Genomic DNA, 17,156 nt, shown 5'->3' with positions numbered 1-17,156 from the left:
CCGTCCGGCGCCCGCCCAGCGGGCAGGACGCACGAAGGCCCGCCACCCCAGGGGTGACGGGCCTCGTGCGTGGGTGCTGCTGGTCAGTCCTGACCACCGGGGGCGGTGAAGCCCGCGGCCTCGGCCGACTCGACGGAGTCGAACCAGACCTCGGCGATGGTCTGGGCGTACGCCGGGCTGAGCGGCTCGTGGTACTTCATCGAGTCCTCGTTGCCCTTGATCGGGAAGCCCTCGGGGGCCTCCTGCTCGTCCTCGAGAGGGGCGTGCGAGCCGGCGTACTTGCCGGCCACGCCACCCTCGGTGGCCTCGGCCACGACCACGTCGTCGCCCGACTCCGCGGAGTCGGTCGTCTCGGTGGCGGTCTCCTCGGTCACCGGCGCCGCAGCGGTGGCGGCCTTGGTGCGGGGAGCCGACGGGGTGTAGGGCTCGGTCACCAGCGAGATGACGGCCATCGGGGCGTTGTCGCCCTTGCGGGGGCCGATCTTGGTGATCCGGGTGTAGCCGCCCGGACGGTCACCGAAGCCGGGAGCGATCTCGGCGAACAGGCGGTGCTGGGGGAACTGGTTGACCGCCAGGACGCCGTCCTCCTCCAGCTGGCGCTGGTCCACGCTCGTGTAGAGCTCGCGCATCACCAGGCGACGGTTGTGCAGGTCGCCCTTGCGAGCCTTGGTGATGAGCTTCTCGGCGTAGGGCCGCAGTGCGCGGGCCTTGGCCTCCGTGGTGGTGACGGCACCGTGCTGGAACAGCGAGGTGGCCAGGTTGCGCAGGATCAGGCGCTGGTGGGCCGGGCTGCCGCCGAGGCGGGCACCCTTCTTGGGCTTGGGCATCTTCGGATCTCTTTTCTCTCCCGAGCCGTGTCAGGTACTCGAGTAGGGGGTTCGGACGCGAGCGCACGAGCGCTCACGGTCGTGCGATCAGTACTGCTCGTCCTCGACGAACGAGTCGTCGTCGTCGTCGTACGCCGCGAGGGCCGTCGCCGGGTCGAAGCCGGGCGCGCTGTCCTTGAGGGACAGGCCCATCTCGACCAGCTTGGCCTTGACCTCGTCGATCGACTTGGCGCCGAAGTTGCGGATGTCGAGCAGGTCCTGCTCCGAGCGCGAGATCAGCTCACCCACGGTGTGGATGCCCTCGCGCTTGAGGCAGTTGTAGGAGCGGACGGTGAGGTTGAGGTCCTCGACCGGCAGCGCCAGGTCCTGCGCCAGCTGCTCGTCGACGGGCGACGGGCCGATGTCGATGCCCTCGGCCTCGACGTTGAGCTCCCGGGCCAGCCCGAAGAGCTCGACCAGCGTCTTGCCCGCGGACGCGATCGCGTCACGGGGCGAGATCGACGGCTTGGTCTCGACGTCGATGACGAGCTTGTCGAAGTCGGTGCGCTGCTCGACGCGGGTGGCCTCGACCTTGTAGGTCACCTTCAGCACGGGGCTGTAGATCGAGTCGACCGGGAGCCGGCCGATCTCGTTGTCGGCACCCTTGTTCTGGGCGGAGGAGACGTAGCCGCGACCGCGCTCGACGATCAGCTCCATCTCGATCTTGCCCTTGGCGTTGAGCGTGGCGATCTTGAGGTCGGTGTTGTGGACCTCCACGCCGGCGGGGACCTCGATGTCGGCGGCGGTCACGACGCCCGAGCCGGTCTTGCGCAGCACCATGGCCACCGGCTCGTCGTGCTCGCTGGAGACCACGAGGGCCTTGAGGTTGAGGATGATCTCGGTGACGTCCTCCTTGACGCCCTCCACGGTGGAGAACTCGTGGAGCGCGGTGTCGACCTTGATGCTCGTGACCGAGGCACCGGGGATCGACGAGAGCAGCGTGCGCCGCAGGGAGTTGCCGAGCGTGTAGCCGAAGCCGGGCTCGAGGGGCTCGATGACGAACCGCGAACGGGTCTCGTCGACGACCTCTTCCGACAGGGTCGGGCGCTGAGCGATGAGCACTGTTGTTTTCCTTTCCGAGCCCACCCGCTATTTGACGGGCTCGAACATGCGTGGTGTACCGGGGAGGGTGGTGATTACTTCTTCGAGTAGTACTCGACGATGAGCTGCTCCTGGACGGGCAGCTCGATCTGCGCACGCACGGGGCGGGAGTGCACGAGGATCCGCATCCGCGAGGGGATCGCCTCGAGCCACGCCGGGACGAGCCGGTCGCCGTGGGTCTCACGAGCCACGATGAACGGGGTCATCTCCAGGCTCTTCTCACGCACGTCGATGATGTCGTGGGCGTCGACCTGGTAGGACGGGATGTCGACCTTCTTGCCGTTGACCCGGAAGTGGCCGTGGACGACCAGCTGGCGGGCGTGGCGGCGCGTGCGGGCGAACCCGGCGCGGTAGACCACGTTGTCCAGACGGCACTCGAGGAGCTGTAGCAGGTTGTCACCGGTCTTGCCGGTGCGACGGGCCGCCTCCTCGTAGTAGCGGTGGAACTGCTTCTCCATCACGCCGTAGGTGAAGCGGGCCTTCTGCTTCTCCTGCAGCTGGTTGCGGTACTCGGACTCCTTGATGCGGGTCCGACCGTGCTGCCCGGGGGCGTAGGGGCGCTTCTCGAACGCCTTGTCCTCGCCGACGAGGTCGACACCGAGACGGCGCGACTTCTTGGTCATGGGGCCGATGTAACGAGCCATGGGTCAGAGTCTCCTGTTCAGTCTCGGGTCAGACGCGCCGGCGCTTGGGCGGGCGGCAACCGTTGTGGGGGGTGGGGGTGACGTCCTGGATGGTGCCGACCTCGAGGCCGATGGCACCCAGCGACCGGATGGCGGTCTCGCGACCCGACCCCGGCCCCTTGACGAAGACGTCGATCTTCTTCATGCCGTGGTCCATCGCCCGGCGACCAGCGGCCTCGGCGGCCATCTGGGCGGCGAACGGGGTGGACTTGCGCGAGCCCTTGAAGCCGACGGTGCCGGCCGAGGCCCACGAGATGACCGCCCCGGTGGGGTCGGTGATCGTGACGATCGTGTTGTTGAACGTGCTCTTGATGTGGGCTTCGCCCTGAGCGACGTTCTTCTTCTCCTTGCGGCGCACCTTCTTGGCGCCGGCCGCGCTGCGGCTCTTGGGGGGCATTGCTGTACTCCTCGAAAAAGTCTGGTGATAGCTCGGGACCGGGTCCGACCGGGGTCGGGACCGGCGGCAGGCGAGAGGCCTACTTGGCCTTCTTCTTGCCGGCCACGGTGCGCTTGGGGCCCTTGCGGGTGCGCGCGTTGGTCTTGGTGCGCTGACCGCGCACGGGAAGGCCCATGCGGTGGCGGCGGCCCTGGTAGCTGCCGATCTCGATCTTGCGACGGATGTCGGCCTGCACCTCACGACGGAGGTCGCCCTCGATCTTGAACTGCGACTCGATCTCGTCGCGGAGCTTCACCAGCTCGTCGTCGCCCAGGGTGTGCACCCGCGCGTTGGGGTCCACCCCCGTGGCCGCGAGGACCTGCTGGGAACGGGTTCGGCCGATGCCGAAGATGTAGGTGAGTGCGATCTCGATCCGCTTGTCACGGGGGAGATCGACACCAACGAGGCGTGCCATGTGCTGGCGGTGTCCTTTCGAAATACGGTGGTCTGGTCGTGTCGCGTCCCGCAGCTGTCGTCGGGCTCCGGCCATCCGCTCCGGAGGTGGTCGGGGGCACGAGGGCCCCCTAGCGATCACGTAGGTGGTGTGTTCAGTTGTGCTGCTGCTCGAGCCGGTCCCGACGGGTCGGGACCGCGGCTCAGCCCTGGCGCTGCTTGTGGCGAGGGTTGGAGCAGATCACCATGACGCGGCCGTGGCGACGGATCACCTTGCACTTGTCACAGATCGGCTTGACGCTCGGGTTGACCTTCATGTCAGCCCTTCCTGGGTCGGCTGGCGGTTACTTGTAGCGGTAGACGATGCGACCTCGCGTGAGGTCGTACGGCGAGAGCTCCACCACGACCCGGTCCTCGGGGAGGATCCGGATGTAGTGCTGGCGCATCTTGCCGCTGATGTGGGCGAGCACCTTGTGTCCGTTGGAGAGCTCCACCCGGAACATGGCATTGGGGAGGGCCTCCACGACGGAGCCCTCCATCTCGATCACGCCTTCTTTCTTCGGCATGTCCTCCGCAATCTGCTCGTCCGTTGTCTACCGTCGGCCCGGGAACCTCCCGGGTGCCCTGGAGCACACCGGGTGGACCTCGTGAAGCCGTCCCCCGAGCCTCTTCCCGGGCACGCCGCACGGCCTCGAGGAGGGGAGGTGCGGTGATGTCCGGGCAGCCGTGAGGCACCACGGGACGAGCCCACGTTGGGCCAAGGAGAGAGTCTAGGTGACAACCGGTCCCCGGCGTTAATCGGCGCTCACCGGGCGTGCAGCTGCACGAAGTTGCCCAGGATCCGGGTGGGGTGCTCCACCGCCACCGCACGCGAGATCTCCTTGAGCGTCTCGGCCTGGTCGGGCGGGAAGTAGCCCGCGTCCTTGTAGACCTCGATCCGCGTGCACACCCCCGCGAGGTCGAGCTCGGGGTGGAACTGCGTGGCGTAGACGTGGCGACCCACCCGGAAGGCCTGCACCGGGCAGGCCGTCGAGGTCGCCAGCCGCACCGCCCCGGGCGGCAGCACCTCGAGCGACTCCTTGTGGCCGCCGTACGCCGCGAACTCGCGCGGCAGGCCCGCCAGCAGCGGGTCGGCCAGCCCCTCCTCGGTCAGGGTCACGTGCAGCGGCCCCACGCCCTCGGGGTGCTCGCGTCCCACCACGCCGCCCTGGTGCGTGCCGAGCGTGCCGATCCCGTAGCAGGCGCCCAGGAAGGGGAAGTCCTGCGCCACCACCCGGTCGAGCAGCGCCGAGAGCTGCACCTCCGCGCGCCGCTGCTGCGGGGACTTCGACGCGTCGGGGTCGCTGGCGTTCCACGGTCCCCCGCCGAGCACGATCCCCGACCAGGCGTCGAGGTCGAGCTCGGGCAGGTCGCCGGCGTGGACGTTGACCCGGGGCAGCTCGTGCTCGTCGAGACCGCTGAAGCGCAGGAAGGTGGCGTACTCGTCGTCGGCGGCCTCCGGCTCGGCCCGGATGGAGAGGAGCAGGAACGGCAGCACGGGTGCGGGTCAGTCCCCGCCGTACGGCACGCCGAGCTCGGCGAGCCGGGCCCGGCCGCCGTCGACGGCGGTGAGGATCCACGCGCCCTCGGGCGTGAGGGTGAAGGTGTGCTCGGAGTGCGCGGCCCAGCTGCCGTCGGCCGAGAGCACCGTCCACTCGTCGTCGTCGAGCACGGCGTGCTTGCTGCCCAGCGTCACCATCGGCTCGACCGCGAGCGCCAGGCCCCGCTCCAGCTTGGGCCCGCGGCCGGCGCGCCCGTAGTTGGGCACGTTGGGCGGCTGGTGCATCGCGGTCCCGATGCCGTGGCCGGTGAAGTCCTCCAGGATGCCCCAGGAACCACCGGTGGGGTGGGCCTGCGAACGGACGTGCTGCTCGACCGCGTGCGAGATGTCGGTGACCCGACCGCCGAGGCGCGCGGCGGCGAAGCCCGCCCACATCGCCTCCTCGGTGACCCGCATCAGCTCGCGCACGTCGGACCTCACCTCGCCCACCGGCACCGTGATCGCCGCGTCGCCGTGCCAGCCGTCGACGATGGCCCCGCAGTCGATCGAGATGACGTCGCCCTCGGCGAGCACGCGGTCGCCGGGGATGCCGTGGACCACCTGGTCGTTGACCGACGCGCAGATGCTGGCCGGGAACGGCGGGTCGCCGTACCCCAGGAAGGAGGGGGTGCCCCCGCCGCCGCGGATGTGCTGCTCGGCCAGGCGGTCGAGCTCGCCGGTGCTGACACCCGGGCGCACCGCCTCGCGGAGCACCTCGAGCGTGCGGCCGACCAGCAGGCCGGCCACCCGCATCCGGGCGATCTGGTCGGGCGTCTTGATCTCGACGCCCCGGTCACGCAGTCCCATCGGGCCTAGCTCTCGCGCACGTCCTGGAGCGCCCCGAAGATGCGAGCGGTGACCTCCTCGACCGGACCCATGCCGTCGACCTCCACCAGCAGCCCGCGCTCGCGGTAGACCCCGATGAGCGGCTCGGTCTGCTCGGTGTAGACCTCCTGGCGGCGGCGTACGACGTCCTCGGTGTCGTCGGAGCGCCCGTCGGTCTCCGCGCGCTGCAGCAGCCGCTGCACCAGCTCCTCGGGATCGACGGTGAGCACCACCACGGCGTCGAGCTCGTGACCGGTGTGACGGATCATCCCGTCGAGCTCCTCGACCTGGGCGAGGGTGCGCGGGTAGCCGTCGAGCAGGAAGCCCGGGTGGGCGTCGTCCTCGTCGATGCGGTTGCGCACCATCAGGTTGGTCACCTCGTCGGGGACGTACTCCCCCGCGTCCATGAACTCCTGGGCCTGCTTGCCCAGGTCGGTGCCCTGCGAGACGTTGGCGCGGAAGATGTCACCGGTGGAGATGGCGGGGATGCCGTACTTGTCCGCGACCAGCTTGGCCTGGGTTCCCTTGCCGGCCCCGGGAGGGCCCATGAAGATCATTCGCATTAACGGAGGAATCCTTCGTAGTTGCGCTGCTGGAGCTGGCTCTCGATCTGCTTCACCGTGTCGAGGGCGACCCCGACCATGATCAGCAGCGAGGTGCCGCCGAACGGGAAGTTCTGGTTGGCGTTGACCCAGACCAGGGCGATGAGGGGGATCAGCGAGATCAGGCCCAGGTAGAGCGCACCCGGCAGCGTGATGCGGGACAGGACATAGGAGAGGTACTCCTCGGTCGGCTTGCCCGCCCGGATCCCGGGGATGAAGCCTCCGTACTTCTTCATGTTGTCCGCGACCTCTTGGGGGTTGAAGTTGATCGCGACGTAGAAGTAGGTGAAGAAGATGATCAGCAGGAAGTAGGTGATCATGTAGAGCGGGTGGTCACCACGCACGAAGTACGTCGAGACCCACCTCACCCAGGCGGCGTCGGAGCTCTGGTTGAACTGCACCGCCATGGCGGGGAGGTAGAGCAGGCTCGAGGCGAAGATGACCGGGATGATGCCGGCCTGGTTGACCTTGAGCGGGACGTAGGTCGAGGAGCCGCCGAACATCTTGCGGCCGACCATCCGACGGGCGTACTGCACCGGGATGCGCCGCTGCGCCTGCTCGATGAACACGACGGCCGCCATGACCACGAGTCCGATCAGCATCACGGCGCCGAAGACCCAGGGACCCTGCGACTGCTGGACGCCCCACAGGGCGCCCGGGAAGGTGGCCACGACCTGGGTGAAGATCAGGATCGACATGCCGTTGCCGACGCCGCGCTCGGTGATCAGCTCGCCGAACCACATGATGATCGCGGTGCCGGCGGTCATGGTCACGACCATGAGGGCCGCGATGGTGGCGGTGTTCTCGTAGAGCAGCGGGCGGGTGCAGTTGGGCAGCAGGTTGCCGGCGCGGGCCAGGGCCACGATGCCGGTCGCCTGGAGCACGGAGAGCGCCAGCGTGAGGTAGCGGGTGTACTGCGTGATCTTCGCCTGGCCGGACTGGCCCTCCTTCTTCAGCGCCTCGAGCCGTGGGATCACCACGACGAGCAGCTGCAGGATGATGCTGGCGGTGATGTAGGGCATCACGCCGAGGGCGAAGATGGTCAGCTGGAGCAGGGCTCCGCCGGAGAACAGGTTGATGAGTCCGTAGACCCCACCGCTCTCGACCTGGGCGAAGCACTTCTGCACGTTGCCGACGTTGACGCCGGGGGCAGGGATCTGCGAGCCGAGCCGGAAGATCGCGACGATGAACAGCACGAACAGCAGCTTCTTGCGCAGGTCCGGCGTGCGGAAAGCGTTGACGAATGCGCCTAGCAACGTGCCTCTCCTCTGGTGCGACCGGCACGGAGCAGGTCGGGTCGGCGAACCTCGAAAGCCTAACAGGGCAGGACGGGGAGCAACCGGCCGGAGCCGGTCACGCCGTCCTGCCCTGCGACAGGTTCATCTGCTGGTGGTCAGAGCTCGGTCGCGCTGCCACCGGCAGCCGCGATCTTCTCCTTGGCCGAGGCCGAGAACTTGTCGGCCGTGACGGACACGGCGACCGCGAGGTCGCCCTGGCCGAGCACCTTGACCGGCTGGCCCTTGCGGACCGCACCCTTGGCCACCAGGTCGGCGACGGTGACGTCGCCCCCGTCGGGGTAGAGGGCGTTGATCCGGTCCAGGTTCACGACCTGGAACTCGACCTTGAACGGGTTCTTGAACCCGCGCAGCTTCGGCAGGCGCATGTGCAGGGGCATCTGGCCGCCCTCGAAGGCGGCCGGGACCTGGTAGCGCGCCTTGGTGCCCTTGGTGCCTCGACCGGCGGTCTTGCCCTTCGAGGCCTCACCGCGACCCACGCGGGTCTTGGCGGTCTTGGCCCCGGGGGCGGGACGCAGGTGGTGCAGCTTCAGCGTCATCTCAGTCAACCTCCTCGACCGTCACCAGGTGACGGACGGTGTGGACCATGCCCCGGAACTCCGGGCGGTCCTCCTTGACGACCACGTCACCGATCCGCTTCAGACCCAGCGAGCGCATGGTGTCGCGCTGGTTCTTCTTGCAGCCGATGGTGGACTTCTTCTGCTCGACCTTGAGGTTCGCCATCAGGAAGCCACCTCCTGGCTGACGCCCTCCGGCACCTCGTTCTTGGCACGCAGCAGCGCCGCCGGAGCGACGTCCTCGACGCGCAGGCCACGACGAGCGGCCACCGCCTCGGGCTCCTCGAGGGAGCGCAGCGCCTCCACCGTGGCGTGCACGATGTTGATCTGGTTGGAGGAGCCGAGCGACTTGCTCAGCACGTCGTGGATGCCGGCGCACTCGAGCACCGCGCGGACCGGGCCACCGGCGATCACACCGGTACCGGGGGCGGCGGGACGCAGGAGCACGACGCCGGCAGCCTTCTCACCCTGGACGGGGTGGGGGATGGTGCCCTGGACGCGGGGGACGCGGAAGAAGTGCTTCTTCGCCTCCTCGACGCCCTTGGCGATCGCCGCGGGCACCTCCTTGGCCTTGCCGTAGCCGACGCCGACCATGCCGTCGCCGTCACCGACGATCACCAGGGCGGTGAAGCTGAAGCGACGACCACCCTTGACGACCTTGGCGACGCGGTTGATCGCGACGACGCGCTCGATGTACTGGCTCTTCTCCTGCTGGCCACCGCGACCACCGTCACGGCCACCGCGGCCGCCACCGGCGCGCTGACCGCGCTGCTGGGATCCGCTCATCAGATAACTCCCTTGAATGTCATGTCTGCACCACTCGCCATCAGAAGGTCAGGCCGCCCTCGCGGGCGCCGTCGGCCAGGGCCGCGACGCGACCGTGGTACTTGTTGCCGGCGCGGTCGAAGACCACGCCCTGGACACCGGCCGTCGTGGCGCGCTCGGCGACGAGCGCACCCACCTTGCGGGCCTTGGCGGTCTTGTCGCCCTCGAGGGTGCGCACGTCCACCTCCATCGTCGACGCGGAGGCGAGCGTCTTGCCCACCAGGTCGTCGACGACCTGCACGGTGATGTGCTTGCTCGAGCGCGTCACGACGAGACGCGGACGCTCGGCGGTGCCGCTGACCTTCTTGCGACCTCGGATCTGACGACGCGTGCGCGACGCCAGCCGGGCCGAGGAGTGCTTGCCAGTCTTCAGCGAGATGGCCATGTCACTTACCAGCCTTTCCGACCTTGCGGCGAACCTGCTCGCCGGCGTAGCGCACGCCCTTGCCCTTGTAGGGCTCGGGCTTGCGCAGCTTGCGGATGTTGGCGGCGACCTCGCCGACCAGCTGCTTGTCGATGCCCTGGACACCGAGTCGCGTGGGGCCCTCGACGGAGAACGTGATGCCGTCGGGAGCGTTGAAGGTGATGGGGTGGGAGTAGCCGAGCTGGAACTCCAGCTGGGTCGGGCCCTTGGACAGGACCCGGTAGCCGACGCCCACGATCTCGAGCTTCTTCTCGTAGCCGTCGGTGACGCCCACGACCATGTTGTTCACGAGCGTGCGGGTCAGGCCGTGCAGGGCACGGCTCTGGCGCTGGTCGTCGGGGCGCTTGATCTCCAGCGCGCCGTCGGACTGCTCGATGGTGAGCGGCTCCACCACGACGTGGCTCAGGGTGCCCTTGGGGCCCTTGACCGTGATCGTGTTGGACTGGACCTGCACGTCGACGCCGGAGGGGACCGGGACGGGCAGCTTGCCGATGCGTGACATTGCTTCTACCTCTGCTTCCTGGTCACCAGACGTAGGCGAGGACTTCCCCACCCACGCCCTTGCTGTTGGCCTGACGGTCGGTCAGCAGGCCCTGGCTCGTCGAGATGATCGCGATGCCGAGGCCGCCGAGGACCTTGGGCAGGCCCGTGCTCTTGGCGTAGACCCGCAGACCGGGCTTGCTGATGCGCCGGACACCGGCGATCGAGCGCTCGCGGTTGCGGCCGAACTTGAGCTGGATCTCCAGCGTCTTGCCGACCACTCCCTCGTCGTCGCTGACGGCGAAGGAGGTGATGTAGCCCTCCTGCTGGAGGATCTCCGCGACACCCTGCTTGAGCTTGCTGTGGGGCATCGAGACGGAGTCGTGGAACGCCTGGTTGGCGTTGCGCAGACGCGTGAGCATGTCTGCGATGGGGTCAGTCATCGTCATGGCCGGATCGGCCCTTTCTCCACCCCGGTTTCGCACCCGCATCTCGGGTGCGACCTGGGGCGATCGTCGTGGGTGGTGGTTACCAGGAGCTCTTGGTCACGCCGGGGAGCTCGCCGCGGTGGGCCATCTCCCGGAGGCAGACGCGGCACAGGCCGAACTTGCGGTAGACCGCCTTGGGGCGACCGCAGCGCTGGCAGCGGGTGTAGCCGCGGACCGCGAACTTGGGCTTGCGAGCGGCCTTGACCTTCAGTCCAGTCTTCGCCATGTCAGTTGCCTTCCTTGAACGGGAAGCCGAGCTTGCGCAGCAGCGCCCGGCCCTCGTCGTCGTTGGTCGCGGTGGTGACCACGGTGATGTCCATGCCGCGCGACCGGTCGATCTTGTCCTGGTCGATCTCGTGGAACATGACCTGCTCGGTCAGGCCGAAGGTGTAGTTGCCCCGGCCGTCGAAGTGGCGGTCGGAGAGACCGCGGAAGTCGCGGATGCGGGGAAGCGCGAGCGCCAGGAGGCGGTCGAGGAACTCCCACATCCGGTCGCCGCGCAGCGTCACGTGGGCGCCGATCGGCATGCCCTCGCGGAGCTTGAACTGCGCGATGGACTTGCGGGCCTTGGTGACCTGCGGCTTCTGGCCGGTGATCGCGGTTAGGTCCTTGACGGCGCCCTCGATCAGCTTGGAGTCGCGGGCAGCCTCGCCCACACCCATGTTGACCACGATCTTGGTCAGGCCCGGCACCTGCATGACGTTGGCGTAGCCGAACTGCTCGCGCATCGCGGGGAGGACCTCCTCGCGGTAGCGCGCCTTCATCCGGGGACCCGGGGCCTGCTCGGCCGCCTGGTCCTGGTTGATCTCGGTCATCTGCTCACTCATCAGATCTCGTCTCCCGACTTGCGCGAGATGCGCACGCTGCGCTGGGCGGCGTACGTCGACCCGTCGCCGCGACGCTTCTCCACGTCCACGCGCTTGGAGCCGAGGCGGGTGACTCCCCCGCCGTCGACCAGCATCACGTTGGACACGTGGATGGGGGCCTCGGCGGTGATGATGCCGCCGCCGGTGCCGCCCTGCTGGGCCGCCTTGGTGTGCCGCTTGATGCGGTTCACGCCCTCGACGATCACGCGGCCCTGCTCACGCAGCACCTCGATGACCTTGCCCTCGGCGCCCTTGTCCTTGCCGGCGATCACCTTGACGGTGTCGCCCTTCTTGATCTTGACGCTCATCTCAGAGCACCTCCGGCGCCAGCGAGACGATCCTCATGAACCGCTTGTCACGCAGCTCGCGGCCCACGGGGCCGAAGATGCGCGTACCGCGCGGCTCGCCGTCGGCCTTGAGGATCACCGCGGCGTTCTCGTCGAAGCGGATGTAGGAACCGTCGGGACGACGGCGCTCCTTGACGGTGCGGACGATGACCGCCTTGACGACGTCGCCCTTCTTGACGTTGCCGCCCGGGATCGCGTCCTTGACGGTGGCGACGATGACGTCGCCGATTCCGGCGTAGCGTCGACCCGAGCCGCCGAGCACGCGGATGCACAGGATCTGCTTGGCACCCGTGTTGTCGGCGACCTTGAGTCGCGACTCCTGCTGGATCATGGCTTGTCTTCTCCTACTTCGCCTTCTCGAGGATCTCCACGACGCGCCAGCGCTTGGTGGCGCTGAGCGGGCGGGTCTCCATGATCAGTACGCGGTCACCGACGCCACACGAGTTGGCCTCGTCGTGCGCCTTGAGCTTGGTCGAGCGACGCAGGACCTTGCCGTAGAGCGCGTGCTTGACGCGGTCCTCCACGGAGACGACCACCGTCTTCTCCATCTTGTCGCTGACGACCAGGCCCTCACGGACCTTGCGCGCCGTGCGCTGCCCCGCGGGGCTCACGTCGTTGCTCATGCAGCACCATCCTTCTCCTGCGCCGGAGCCGACCGGATGCCGAGCTCGCGCTCACGCACCACGGTGTAGATCCGGGCGATGTCCTTCTTGACCGCACGCAGGCGGCCGTGGCTCTCGAGCTGGCCGGTCGCGGCCTGGAAGCGCAGGTTGAACAGCTCTTCCTTGGCCTCGCGCAGCTTGCCCTCGAGGTCGACGGCGTTGAGGTCGTCGAGTTCGTGTGCGGTAGCCATCAGAAATCACCTGCCTCGCGCGTGATGAACCGGCACTTCATGGGGAGCTTGTGGATCGCACGACGCATCGCCTCACGGGCGACGTCCTCGGAGACACCGGACAGCTCGAACATGACGCGGCCGGGCTTGACGTTGGCGACCCACCACTCCGGCGAGCCCTTGCCGGAGCCCATGCGGGTCTCGGCGGGCTTCTTGGTCAGCGGGCGGTCCGGGTAGATGTTGATCCAGACCTTGCCGCCACGCTTGATGTGACGGGTCATCGCGATACGGGCGGACTCGATCTGGCGGTTGGTCACGTAGTGCGACTCCACCGCCTGGATGCCGAAGTCACCGAAGGCGAGCTTGGTGCCGCCCTTGGCCGCACCCGTCCGCTTGGGGTGGTGCTGCTTGCGGTGCTTGACCCTGCGGGGCATCAACATGGTCAGGCCTCCCCGTTGCTGGTCGTGCCGGCCGAGGCGGTCGCCTCGGTCGGGGCAGCGGTGGCCTCGGCGGGGGCGTCGGCACGGTCGCTGCGGGCGGGACGGTCGCCGCGGGTGCCGCGGGTCGGTCGCTCGCCACCACGGGCGGGACCGCGGCCACGGCCGGGGGCGCCCGCACGGGCGGCGGCCTGGGCCTCGCGCTCGGCGCGCGTCGCGGCCACCTCGCCCTTGTAGATCCAGACCTTCACGCCGATGCGACCGAAGGTGGTCTTGGCCTCGTAGAAGCCGTAGTCGATGTCCGCACGGAGGGTGTGCAGGGGCACGCGGCCCTCGCGGTAGAACTCCGAGCGCGACATCTCGGCACCGTTGAGACGACCCGAGCACTGGATGCGGATGCCCTTGGCACCGGAGCGCATCGCGGTCTGCATGGCCTTCTTCATGGCGCGACGGAACTGCACGCGGCCGGCGAGCTGCTCGGCGACACCCTGGGCGACCAGCTGTGCGTCGACCTCGGGGCTCTTCACCTCGAGGATGTTCAGCTGCACCTGCTTGCCGGTGAGCTTCTCCAGCTCACCGCGCAGGCGGTCGGCCTCCGCGCCGCGGCGACCGATGACGATGCCGGGGCGGGCGGTGTGGATGTCGACGCGGACCCGGTCACGGGTGCGCTCGATCTCGACCTTGGAGATGCCGGCGCGCTCCATGCCCTTGGACAGCAGGCGCCGGATCGCGACGTCCTCGCCGACGTAGGCCTTGTAGAGCTTGTCGGCGTACCACCGGCTCTTGTGGTCGGTGGAGATGCCGAGGCGGAACCCGTTCGGGTTGATCTTCTGACCCATCAGGCCTTCCGTCCCTTCTTGGCAGTGCTGGTCGTCTCGACGCGGGGCTCCACGACGAGGGTGATGTGGCTGGTGCGCTTGTTGATCCGGGTGGCCCGGCCCTGCGCACGCGGCCGCCACCGCTTCATCGTCGGACCCTCGTCGACCATCGCCTTGCTGACGACCAGGGCACCGCGGTCGAGGTCCTCGGTGGTGGTGGCGTTGGCCACCGCCGACTCGAGCACCTTGAAGACGGTCTCGCTGGCTGCCTGCGGCGCGAACTGCAGCAGGGCCAGGGCGTCGTCGACGGGCAGGCCGCGGACCATGTCCACGACGCGCCGCGCCTTCATCGGCGTGATCCGGACGAAGCGCGCGCTTGCGAACGCCCCCGGGTTGTCACCGAGCAGCGAGTCACGGCGGGCGCTGCTGCGCCTACGCTCTCCTACGCTCATTGCAGTCATCTCTCCTTGGTCGCCGCGATCAGCGGCGACGGCTCTTCCGGTCGTCCTTGACGTGGCCCCGGTAGGTGCGGGTCGGCGCGAACTCGCCGAGCTTGTGTCCCACCATCGAGTCGGTCACGAAGACCGGGACGTGCTTGCGTCCGTCGTGCACGGCGAGCGTGTGGCCGATCATGGCCGGCACGATCATCGAGCGACGCGACCACGTCTTGATCACGTTGTGGGTCCCGGCGTCGTTCTGCTTGTCCACCTTGGTGATCAGGTGGTCGTCGACGAACGGGCCCTTCTTCAGGCTGCGAGGCATCTGGTTTCTTCCCTACTCAGCGCTTGTTCTTGCCGGAGCGGCGGCGACGGACGATGAGGGCATCGCTGGCCTTGCGCTTGCGCGTGCGGCCCTCGGGCTTGCCCCAGGGCGAGACCGGGTGGCGACCACCGGAGGTCTTGCCCTCGCCACCACCGTGCGGGTGGTCGACGGGGTTCATCACGACACCGCGGACGGTCGGGCGCTTGCCCTTCCACCGCATGCGGCCGGCCTTGCCCCAGTTGATGTTGGACTGCTCGGCGTTGCCGACCTCGCCGATCGTGGCGCGGCAGCGGACGTCGACGTAGCGCATCTCGCCGGAGGGCATCCGCAGCTGGGCGCGGGAACCCTCCTTGGCGACGAGCTGGGCGCTGTTGCCGGCGGACCGGGCGATCTTGGCACCGCCGCCGGGCCGGAGCTCGACGCAGTGGATCGTGGTGCCGACGGGGATGTTGCGCAGCGGCAGGTTGTTGCCCGGCTTGATGTCCGAGCCGACGCCGGCCTCCAGGCGGGTGCCCTGCACGATGCCGACCGGCGCGATGATGTAGCGCTTCTCGCCGTCGGCGTAGTGCAGCAGCGCGATGCGCGCGGTGCGGTTGGGGTCGTACTCGATGTGCGCGACCACGGCGGGGACGCCGTCCTTGTCGTAGCGACGGAAGTCGATGACGCGGTAGGCACGCTTGTGACCGCCGCCCTGGTGACGGGTGGTGATCCGGCCCTGGTTGTTGCGACCGCCCTTCTTGGGCAGCGGACGCGTCAGGGACTTCTCGGGCGTGGTGCGCGTGATCTCGACGAAGTCAGCGACCGACGAGCCACGACGGCCCGGGGTGGTCGGCTTGTACTTGCGGATAGCCATGTGAGTTCCTCAGCTCCTCGTCCCGGTCAGCCGACCGGGCCGGTGAAGATGTCGATGCGGTGGCCCTCGGCCAGGCTGACGATGGCGCGCTTGGTGTCCTTGCGCTTGCCGAGCCCGTTGCGCGTGCGGCGCGTCTTGCCGGGACGGTTGAGCGTGTTCACCGAGGTGACCTTGACGTCGAAGACCTTCTCGACCGCGACCTTGATCTCGGTCTTGTTCGCGTCCGGGCGCACCAGGAAGGTGTACTTGTTGGCGTCGAGGAGGTTGTAGCTCTTCTCGCTCACCACGGGCGCGATCAGGACGTCACGGTGGTCCTTGTGCAGGGTGCTCACTTGGTGGCCTCCTCGTCGGTCACGGTGGCGGGCTGCTCGTCGTGCGCCGGGGCCTCGACCACGGTCGCCCGACGCGAGCTCGCCGCGGCGGCACCGCTGACGAACGCGTCGTAGGCGCCCTTGGAGAAGACGACGTCGTCGGCGAGGAGCACGTCGTAGGTGTTGAGCTGGTCGACGGCGATCAGGTGGACCGACGCCACGTTGCGCAGCGAGAGCCAGGTGATGGCGTCGTCGCGCTCCAGCACGACCAGCTGGCGGCGACGGTCGGAGAGTCCCTTGAGGGCCTTGACCGCGGCCTTGGTCGTGGGCACGGAGCCCTCGACCAGCTGGTCGACCACGTGGATGCGGCCGGCGCGGGCCCGGTCGGAGAGGGCACCGCGCAGGGCGGCGGCCTTCATCTTCTTGGGGGTGCGCTGGTCGTAGTCACGCGGCTGCGGGCCGTGGACGACGCCACCGCCGGCGAACTGGGGCGCCCGGGTGGAGCCCTGGCGGGCGCGGCCGGTGCCCTTCTGCTTGTAGGGCTTGCGGCCACCGCCGCGGACCTCGCCGCGGGTCTTGGTGGCGTGCGTGCCCTGGCGGGCCGCGGCCTGCTGGGCCACCACGACCTGGTGGATCAGCGGCACGTTGGTCTCGACGCCGAAAATCTCGGCGGGGAGGTCGACCTTGACGGTGGCGCTCATGCTCCGGCCTCCTGGTTCTTTTTGGCCGCGGAACGGATCAGGACGAGCCCACCCTTGGGGCCGGGGACGGCGCCCTGGATCAGGATCAGGCCCTTCTCCGCGTCGACCGCGTGCACGGTGACGTTCTGGGTGGTCACGGTGTCCGTGCCCATCCGGCCCGACATCCGCGTGCCGCGGAAGACGCGACCCGGGGTGGCGCAGGCGCCGATCGAGCCGGGCTTGCGGTGGTTGCGGTGCGCGCCGTGCGAGGCACCCACGCCGGAGAAGCCGTGACGCTTCATGGTGCCGGCGAAGCCCTTGCCCTTGCTGGTCGCGGTGACGTCGACGGCCTGGCCGGCGGCGAACAGCTCGGTGGTCAGCTCCTGGCCGACCTCGTAGCTGGCGGCGTCGCTGGTCCGGATCTCGGCGACGTGGCGACGGGGCGTGACCCCGGCCTTGTCGAAGTGGCCGGCGGCGGGCTTGCCCACCTTGCGGCCCTCGATCTCGCCGAAGCCGATCTGGACGGCGTTGTAGCCGTCCTTGTCGGGCGTGCGGACCTGGGTGACCACGTTGGTCCCGGCCGCGATGACGGTGAGGGGGACGATGCGGTTGTTCTCGTCCCATGCCTGGGTCATGCCGAGCTTGGTGCCCAGCAGACCCTTCAGGTTGCGTTCGAAAGTGCTAGCCATGATGACG

31 protein-coding genes are annotated in these 17,156 nt (G+C 68.8%); all 31 read right to left on the bottom strand.

Features of this window, described 5'->3' with window-relative positions; genetic code table 11:
• Window positions 1-83: 83 nt before the first annotated feature.
• Complete coding sequence (rplQ, locus tag EDD33_RS02380; RefSeq protein ID WP_123388944.1) at window positions 84-827, bottom strand: 50S ribosomal protein L17, sunset domain variant; 744 nt, start codon at window positions 825-827, stop codon at window positions 84-86.
• Between the two features lie 87 nt (window positions 828-914).
• A complete protein-coding gene (locus tag EDD33_RS02375) occupies window positions 915-1,928 on the bottom strand; it encodes a DNA-directed RNA polymerase subunit alpha (protein WP_123388943.1) in 1,014 nt (337 codons plus the stop codon).
• A 74-nt stretch (window positions 1,929-2,002) separates the two neighbouring features.
• Window positions 2,003-2,611, bottom strand: coding sequence for a 30S ribosomal protein S4 (gene rpsD, locus EDD33_RS02370; RefSeq protein ID WP_056536361.1), 609 nt, complete (start codon window positions 2,609-2,611; stop codon window positions 2,003-2,005).
• A 28-nt stretch (window positions 2,612-2,639) separates the two neighbouring features.
• Window positions 2,640-3,047, bottom strand: a complete 408-nt coding sequence (rpsK, locus tag EDD33_RS02365) for a 30S ribosomal protein S11 (protein WP_030483007.1) — start codon at window positions 3,045-3,047, stop codon at window positions 2,640-2,642.
• Between the two features lie 79 nt (window positions 3,048-3,126).
• Window positions 3,127-3,501 (bottom strand): 30S ribosomal protein S13, encoded by a 375-nt coding sequence (rpsM, locus tag EDD33_RS02360; protein WP_056536358.1) that lies wholly within the window; start codon window positions 3,499-3,501, stop codon window positions 3,127-3,129.
• Window positions 3,502-3,682: 181 nt separating this feature from the next.
• Window positions 3,683-3,796 (bottom strand): 50S ribosomal protein L36, encoded by a 114-nt coding sequence (gene rpmJ, locus EDD33_RS02355; RefSeq protein WP_056536355.1) that lies wholly within the window; start codon window positions 3,794-3,796, stop codon window positions 3,683-3,685.
• 27 nt (window positions 3,797-3,823) lie between these two features.
• Window positions 3,824-4,045: a translation initiation factor IF-1 gene (infA, locus tag EDD33_RS02350; protein ID WP_056536352.1), complete on the bottom strand. Its 222-nt coding sequence runs from the start codon at window positions 4,043-4,045 to the stop codon at window positions 3,824-3,826.
• A gap of 239 nt (window positions 4,046-4,284) precedes the next feature.
• Entirely contained in the window at window positions 4,285-5,016 is a 732-nt protein-coding gene (locus tag EDD33_RS02345) for a glutamine amidotransferase (protein WP_123388942.1), read from the bottom strand.
• A gap of 9 nt (window positions 5,017-5,025) precedes the next feature.
• Window positions 5,026-5,865: a type I methionyl aminopeptidase gene (gene map, locus EDD33_RS02340; protein WP_123388941.1), complete on the bottom strand. Its 840-nt coding sequence runs from the start codon at window positions 5,863-5,865 to the stop codon at window positions 5,026-5,028.
• A 5-nt stretch (window positions 5,866-5,870) separates the two neighbouring features.
• Entirely contained in the window at window positions 5,871-6,446 is a 576-nt protein-coding gene (locus EDD33_RS02335) for an adenylate kinase (protein ID WP_123388940.1), read from the bottom strand.
• The gene (gene secY / locus EDD33_RS02330; protein ID WP_123388939.1) at window positions 6,446-7,741 is read right to left on the bottom strand and encodes a preprotein translocase subunit SecY; all 1,296 of its coding nucleotides are present in this window, start codon (window positions 7,739-7,741) and stop codon (window positions 6,446-6,448) included. Before secY ends, EDD33_RS02335 begins: the two co-directional genes overlap by 1 nt.
• 137 nt (window positions 7,742-7,878) lie before the next feature.
• A complete protein-coding gene (gene rplO / locus EDD33_RS02325) occupies window positions 7,879-8,319 on the bottom strand; it encodes a 50S ribosomal protein L15 (protein ID WP_123388938.1) in 441 nt (146 codons plus the stop codon).
• A 1-nt stretch (window position 8,320) separates the two neighbouring features.
• Window positions 8,321-8,503 carry a 50S ribosomal protein L30 gene (rpmD, locus tag EDD33_RS02320; protein WP_056536334.1) on the bottom strand — a complete coding sequence of 61 codons (183 nt, stop codon included), beginning with the start codon at window positions 8,501-8,503 and terminating at the stop codon, window positions 8,321-8,323.
• Window positions 8,503-9,123, bottom strand: a complete 621-nt coding sequence (rpsE, locus tag EDD33_RS02315; RefSeq protein WP_056536331.1) for a 30S ribosomal protein S5 — start codon at window positions 9,121-9,123, stop codon at window positions 8,503-8,505. The genes rpmD and rpsE overlap by 1 nt, the downstream gene beginning before the upstream one ends.
• A gap of 40 nt (window positions 9,124-9,163) precedes the next feature.
• Window positions 9,164-9,547, bottom strand: coding sequence for a 50S ribosomal protein L18 (gene rplR, locus EDD33_RS02310; protein ID WP_123388937.1), 384 nt, complete (start codon window positions 9,545-9,547; stop codon window positions 9,164-9,166).
• A 1-nt stretch (window position 9,548) separates the two neighbouring features.
• On the bottom strand, window positions 9,549-10,088 hold the full coding sequence (gene rplF / locus EDD33_RS02305; protein ID WP_056536325.1) for a 50S ribosomal protein L6: 540 nt from the start codon (window positions 10,086-10,088) through the stop codon (window positions 9,549-9,551).
• A gap of 22 nt (window positions 10,089-10,110) precedes the next feature.
• Entirely contained in the window at window positions 10,111-10,515 is a 405-nt protein-coding gene (gene rpsH / locus EDD33_RS02300) for a 30S ribosomal protein S8 (RefSeq protein ID WP_056536322.1), read from the bottom strand.
• A gap of 79 nt (window positions 10,516-10,594) precedes the next feature.
• The gene (locus EDD33_RS02295) at window positions 10,595-10,780 is read right to left on the bottom strand and encodes a type Z 30S ribosomal protein S14 (protein WP_056536319.1); all 186 of its coding nucleotides are present in this window, start codon (window positions 10,778-10,780) and stop codon (window positions 10,595-10,597) included.
• A 1-nt stretch (window position 10,781) separates the two neighbouring features.
• Entirely contained in the window at window positions 10,782-11,381 is a 600-nt protein-coding gene (gene rplE, locus EDD33_RS02290) for a 50S ribosomal protein L5 (protein WP_211332385.1), read from the bottom strand.
• Complete coding sequence (gene rplX, locus EDD33_RS02285; protein WP_056536316.1) at window positions 11,381-11,728, bottom strand: 50S ribosomal protein L24; 348 nt, start codon at window positions 11,726-11,728, stop codon at window positions 11,381-11,383. The genes rplE and rplX overlap by 1 nt, the downstream gene beginning before the upstream one ends.
• Window position 11,729: 1 nt before the next feature.
• The gene (gene rplN, locus EDD33_RS02280; protein ID WP_056536313.1) at window positions 11,730-12,098 is read right to left on the bottom strand and encodes a 50S ribosomal protein L14; all 369 of its coding nucleotides are present in this window, start codon (window positions 12,096-12,098) and stop codon (window positions 11,730-11,732) included.
• Between the two features lie 13 nt (window positions 12,099-12,111).
• Entirely contained in the window at window positions 12,112-12,390 is a 279-nt protein-coding gene (gene rpsQ / locus EDD33_RS02275; RefSeq protein ID WP_056536311.1) for a 30S ribosomal protein S17, read from the bottom strand.
• Entirely contained in the window at window positions 12,387-12,620 is a 234-nt protein-coding gene (rpmC, locus tag EDD33_RS02270) for a 50S ribosomal protein L29 (protein WP_056536308.1), read from the bottom strand. Before rpmC ends, rpsQ begins: the two co-directional genes overlap by 4 nt.
• On the bottom strand, window positions 12,620-13,039 hold the full coding sequence (gene rplP / locus EDD33_RS02265) for a 50S ribosomal protein L16 (protein ID WP_056536305.1): 420 nt from the start codon (window positions 13,037-13,039) through the stop codon (window positions 12,620-12,622). The genes rpmC and rplP overlap by 1 nt, the downstream gene beginning before the upstream one ends.
• Before the next feature lie 2 nt (window positions 13,040-13,041).
• On the bottom strand, window positions 13,042-13,875 hold the full coding sequence (rpsC, locus tag EDD33_RS02260) for a 30S ribosomal protein S3 (protein WP_123388936.1): 834 nt from the start codon (window positions 13,873-13,875) through the stop codon (window positions 13,042-13,044).
• Window positions 13,875-14,306, bottom strand: coding sequence for a 50S ribosomal protein L22 (gene rplV / locus EDD33_RS02255; protein ID WP_056536299.1), 432 nt, complete (start codon window positions 14,304-14,306; stop codon window positions 13,875-13,877). The genes rpsC and rplV overlap by 1 nt, the downstream gene beginning before the upstream one ends.
• A gap of 28 nt (window positions 14,307-14,334) precedes the next feature.
• On the bottom strand, window positions 14,335-14,616 hold the full coding sequence (gene rpsS / locus EDD33_RS02250) for a 30S ribosomal protein S19 (protein WP_123388935.1): 282 nt from the start codon (window positions 14,614-14,616) through the stop codon (window positions 14,335-14,337).
• Between the two features lie 16 nt (window positions 14,617-14,632).
• A complete protein-coding gene (rplB, locus tag EDD33_RS02245) occupies window positions 14,633-15,469 on the bottom strand; it encodes a 50S ribosomal protein L2 (protein WP_123388934.1) in 837 nt (278 codons plus the stop codon).
• Between the two features lie 26 nt (window positions 15,470-15,495).
• Entirely contained in the window at window positions 15,496-15,801 is a 306-nt protein-coding gene (gene rplW, locus EDD33_RS02240) for a 50S ribosomal protein L23 (protein ID WP_056536284.1), read from the bottom strand.
• The gene (gene rplD, locus EDD33_RS02235) at window positions 15,798-16,481 is read right to left on the bottom strand and encodes a 50S ribosomal protein L4 (protein WP_123388933.1); all 684 of its coding nucleotides are present in this window, start codon (window positions 16,479-16,481) and stop codon (window positions 15,798-15,800) included. Before rplD ends, rplW begins: the two co-directional genes overlap by 4 nt.
• Window positions 16,478-17,149 carry a 50S ribosomal protein L3 gene (gene rplC, locus EDD33_RS02230; RefSeq protein ID WP_123388932.1) on the bottom strand — a complete coding sequence of 224 codons (672 nt, stop codon included), beginning with the start codon at window positions 17,147-17,149 and terminating at the stop codon, window positions 16,478-16,480. The genes rplD and rplC overlap by 4 nt, the downstream gene beginning before the upstream one ends.
• Between the last annotated feature and the right edge of the window lie 7 nt (window positions 17,150-17,156).

This window comes from Nocardioides aurantiacus, assembly GCF_003752505.1.
Lineage (GTDB): Bacteria > Actinomycetota > Actinomycetes > Propionibacteriales > Nocardioidaceae > Marmoricola > Marmoricola aurantiacus.
The sequence above is the reverse complement of the archived record's forward strand: the minus strand, read 5'-3'. Positions and strand labels throughout refer to the sequence as shown.

Excerpts from the sequence above, each read along its gene's own strand:
- rplF (WP_056536325.1), bottom strand. The coding sequence starts at position 10,088 with ATGTCACGCATCGGCAAGCTGCCCGTCCCGGTCCCCTCCGGCGTCGAC.
- rplC (WP_123388932.1), bottom strand. The coding sequence starts at position 17,149 with ATGGCTAGCACTTTCGAACGCAACCTGAAGGGTCTGCTGGGCACCAAG.
- rplV (WP_056536299.1), bottom strand. The coding sequence starts at position 14,306 with ATGAGCGTAGGAGAGCGTAGGCGCAGCAGCGCCCGCCGTGACTCGCTG.
- rpsS (WP_123388935.1), bottom strand. The coding sequence starts at position 14,616 with ATGCCTCGCAGCCTGAAGAAGGGCCCGTTCGTCGACGACCACCTGATC.
- rplB (WP_123388934.1), bottom strand. The coding sequence starts at position 15,469 with ATGGCTATCCGCAAGTACAAGCCGACCACCCCGGGCCGTCGTGGCTCG.
- rpsC (WP_123388936.1), bottom strand. The coding sequence starts at position 13,875 with ATGGGTCAGAAGATCAACCCGAACGGGTTCCGCCTCGGCATCTCCACC.
- rpsM (WP_056536358.1), bottom strand. The coding sequence starts at position 3,501 with ATGGCACGCCTCGTTGGTGTCGATCTCCCCCGTGACAAGCGGATCGAG.
- rplO (WP_123388938.1), bottom strand. The coding sequence starts at position 8,319 with ATGACGCTGAAGCTGCACCACCTGCGTCCCGCCCCCGGGGCCAAGACC.
- rplN (WP_056536313.1), bottom strand. The coding sequence starts at position 12,098 with ATGATCCAGCAGGAGTCGCGACTCAAGGTCGCCGACAACACGGGTGCC.
- rpsD (WP_056536361.1), bottom strand. The coding sequence starts at position 2,611 with ATGGCTCGTTACATCGGCCCCATGACCAAGAAGTCGCGCCGTCTCGGT.
- rpsE (WP_056536331.1), bottom strand. The coding sequence starts at position 9,123 with ATGAGCGGATCCCAGCAGCGCGGTCAGCGCGCCGGTGGCGGCCGCGGT.
- rplQ (WP_123388944.1), bottom strand. The coding sequence starts at position 827 with ATGCCCAAGCCCAAGAAGGGTGCCCGCCTCGGCGGCAGCCCGGCCCAC.
- rpmD (WP_056536334.1), bottom strand. The coding sequence starts at position 8,503 with ATGGCGAACCTCAAGGTCGAGCAGAAGAAGTCCACCATCGGCTGCAAG.
- rplR (WP_123388937.1), bottom strand. The coding sequence starts at position 9,547 with ATGGCCATCTCGCTGAAGACTGGCAAGCACTCCTCGGCCCGGCTGGCG.
- map (WP_123388941.1), bottom strand. The coding sequence starts at position 5,865 with ATGGGACTGCGTGACCGGGGCGTCGAGATCAAGACGCCCGACCAGATC.
- EDD33_RS02295 (WP_056536319.1), bottom strand. The coding sequence starts at position 10,780 with ATGGCGAAGACTGGACTGAAGGTCAAGGCCGCTCGCAAGCCCAAGTTC.
- EDD33_RS02335 (WP_123388940.1), bottom strand. The coding sequence starts at position 6,446 with ATGCGAATGATCTTCATGGGCCCTCCCGGGGCCGGCAAGGGAACCCAG.
- rpsH (WP_056536322.1), bottom strand. The coding sequence starts at position 10,515 with ATGACGATGACTGACCCCATCGCAGACATGCTCACGCGTCTGCGCAAC.
- rpmJ (WP_056536355.1), bottom strand. The coding sequence starts at position 3,796 with ATGAAGGTCAACCCGAGCGTCAAGCCGATCTGTGACAAGTGCAAGGTG.
- rpsK (WP_030483007.1), bottom strand. The coding sequence starts at position 3,047 with ATGCCCCCCAAGAGCCGCAGCGCGGCCGGCGCCAAGAAGGTGCGCCGC.
- rplE (WP_211332385.1), bottom strand. The coding sequence starts at position 11,381 with ATGAGTGAGCAGATGACCGAGATCAACCAGGACCAGGCGGCCGAGCAG.
- rplP (WP_056536305.1), bottom strand. The coding sequence starts at position 13,039 with ATGTTGATGCCCCGCAGGGTCAAGCACCGCAAGCAGCACCACCCCAAG.
- rplX (WP_056536316.1), bottom strand. The coding sequence starts at position 11,728 with ATGAGCGTCAAGATCAAGAAGGGCGACACCGTCAAGGTGATCGCCGGC.
- rpsQ (WP_056536311.1), bottom strand. The coding sequence starts at position 12,390 with ATGAGCAACGACGTGAGCCCCGCGGGGCAGCGCACGGCGCGCAAGGTC.
- infA (WP_056536352.1), bottom strand. The coding sequence starts at position 4,045 with ATGCCGAAGAAAGAAGGCGTGATCGAGATGGAGGGCTCCGTCGTGGAG.
- rplD (WP_123388933.1), bottom strand. The coding sequence starts at position 16,481 with ATGAGCGCCACCGTCAAGGTCGACCTCCCCGCCGAGATTTTCGGCGTC.
- rpmC (WP_056536308.1), bottom strand. The coding sequence starts at position 12,620 with ATGGCTACCGCACACGAACTCGACGACCTCAACGCCGTCGACCTCGAG.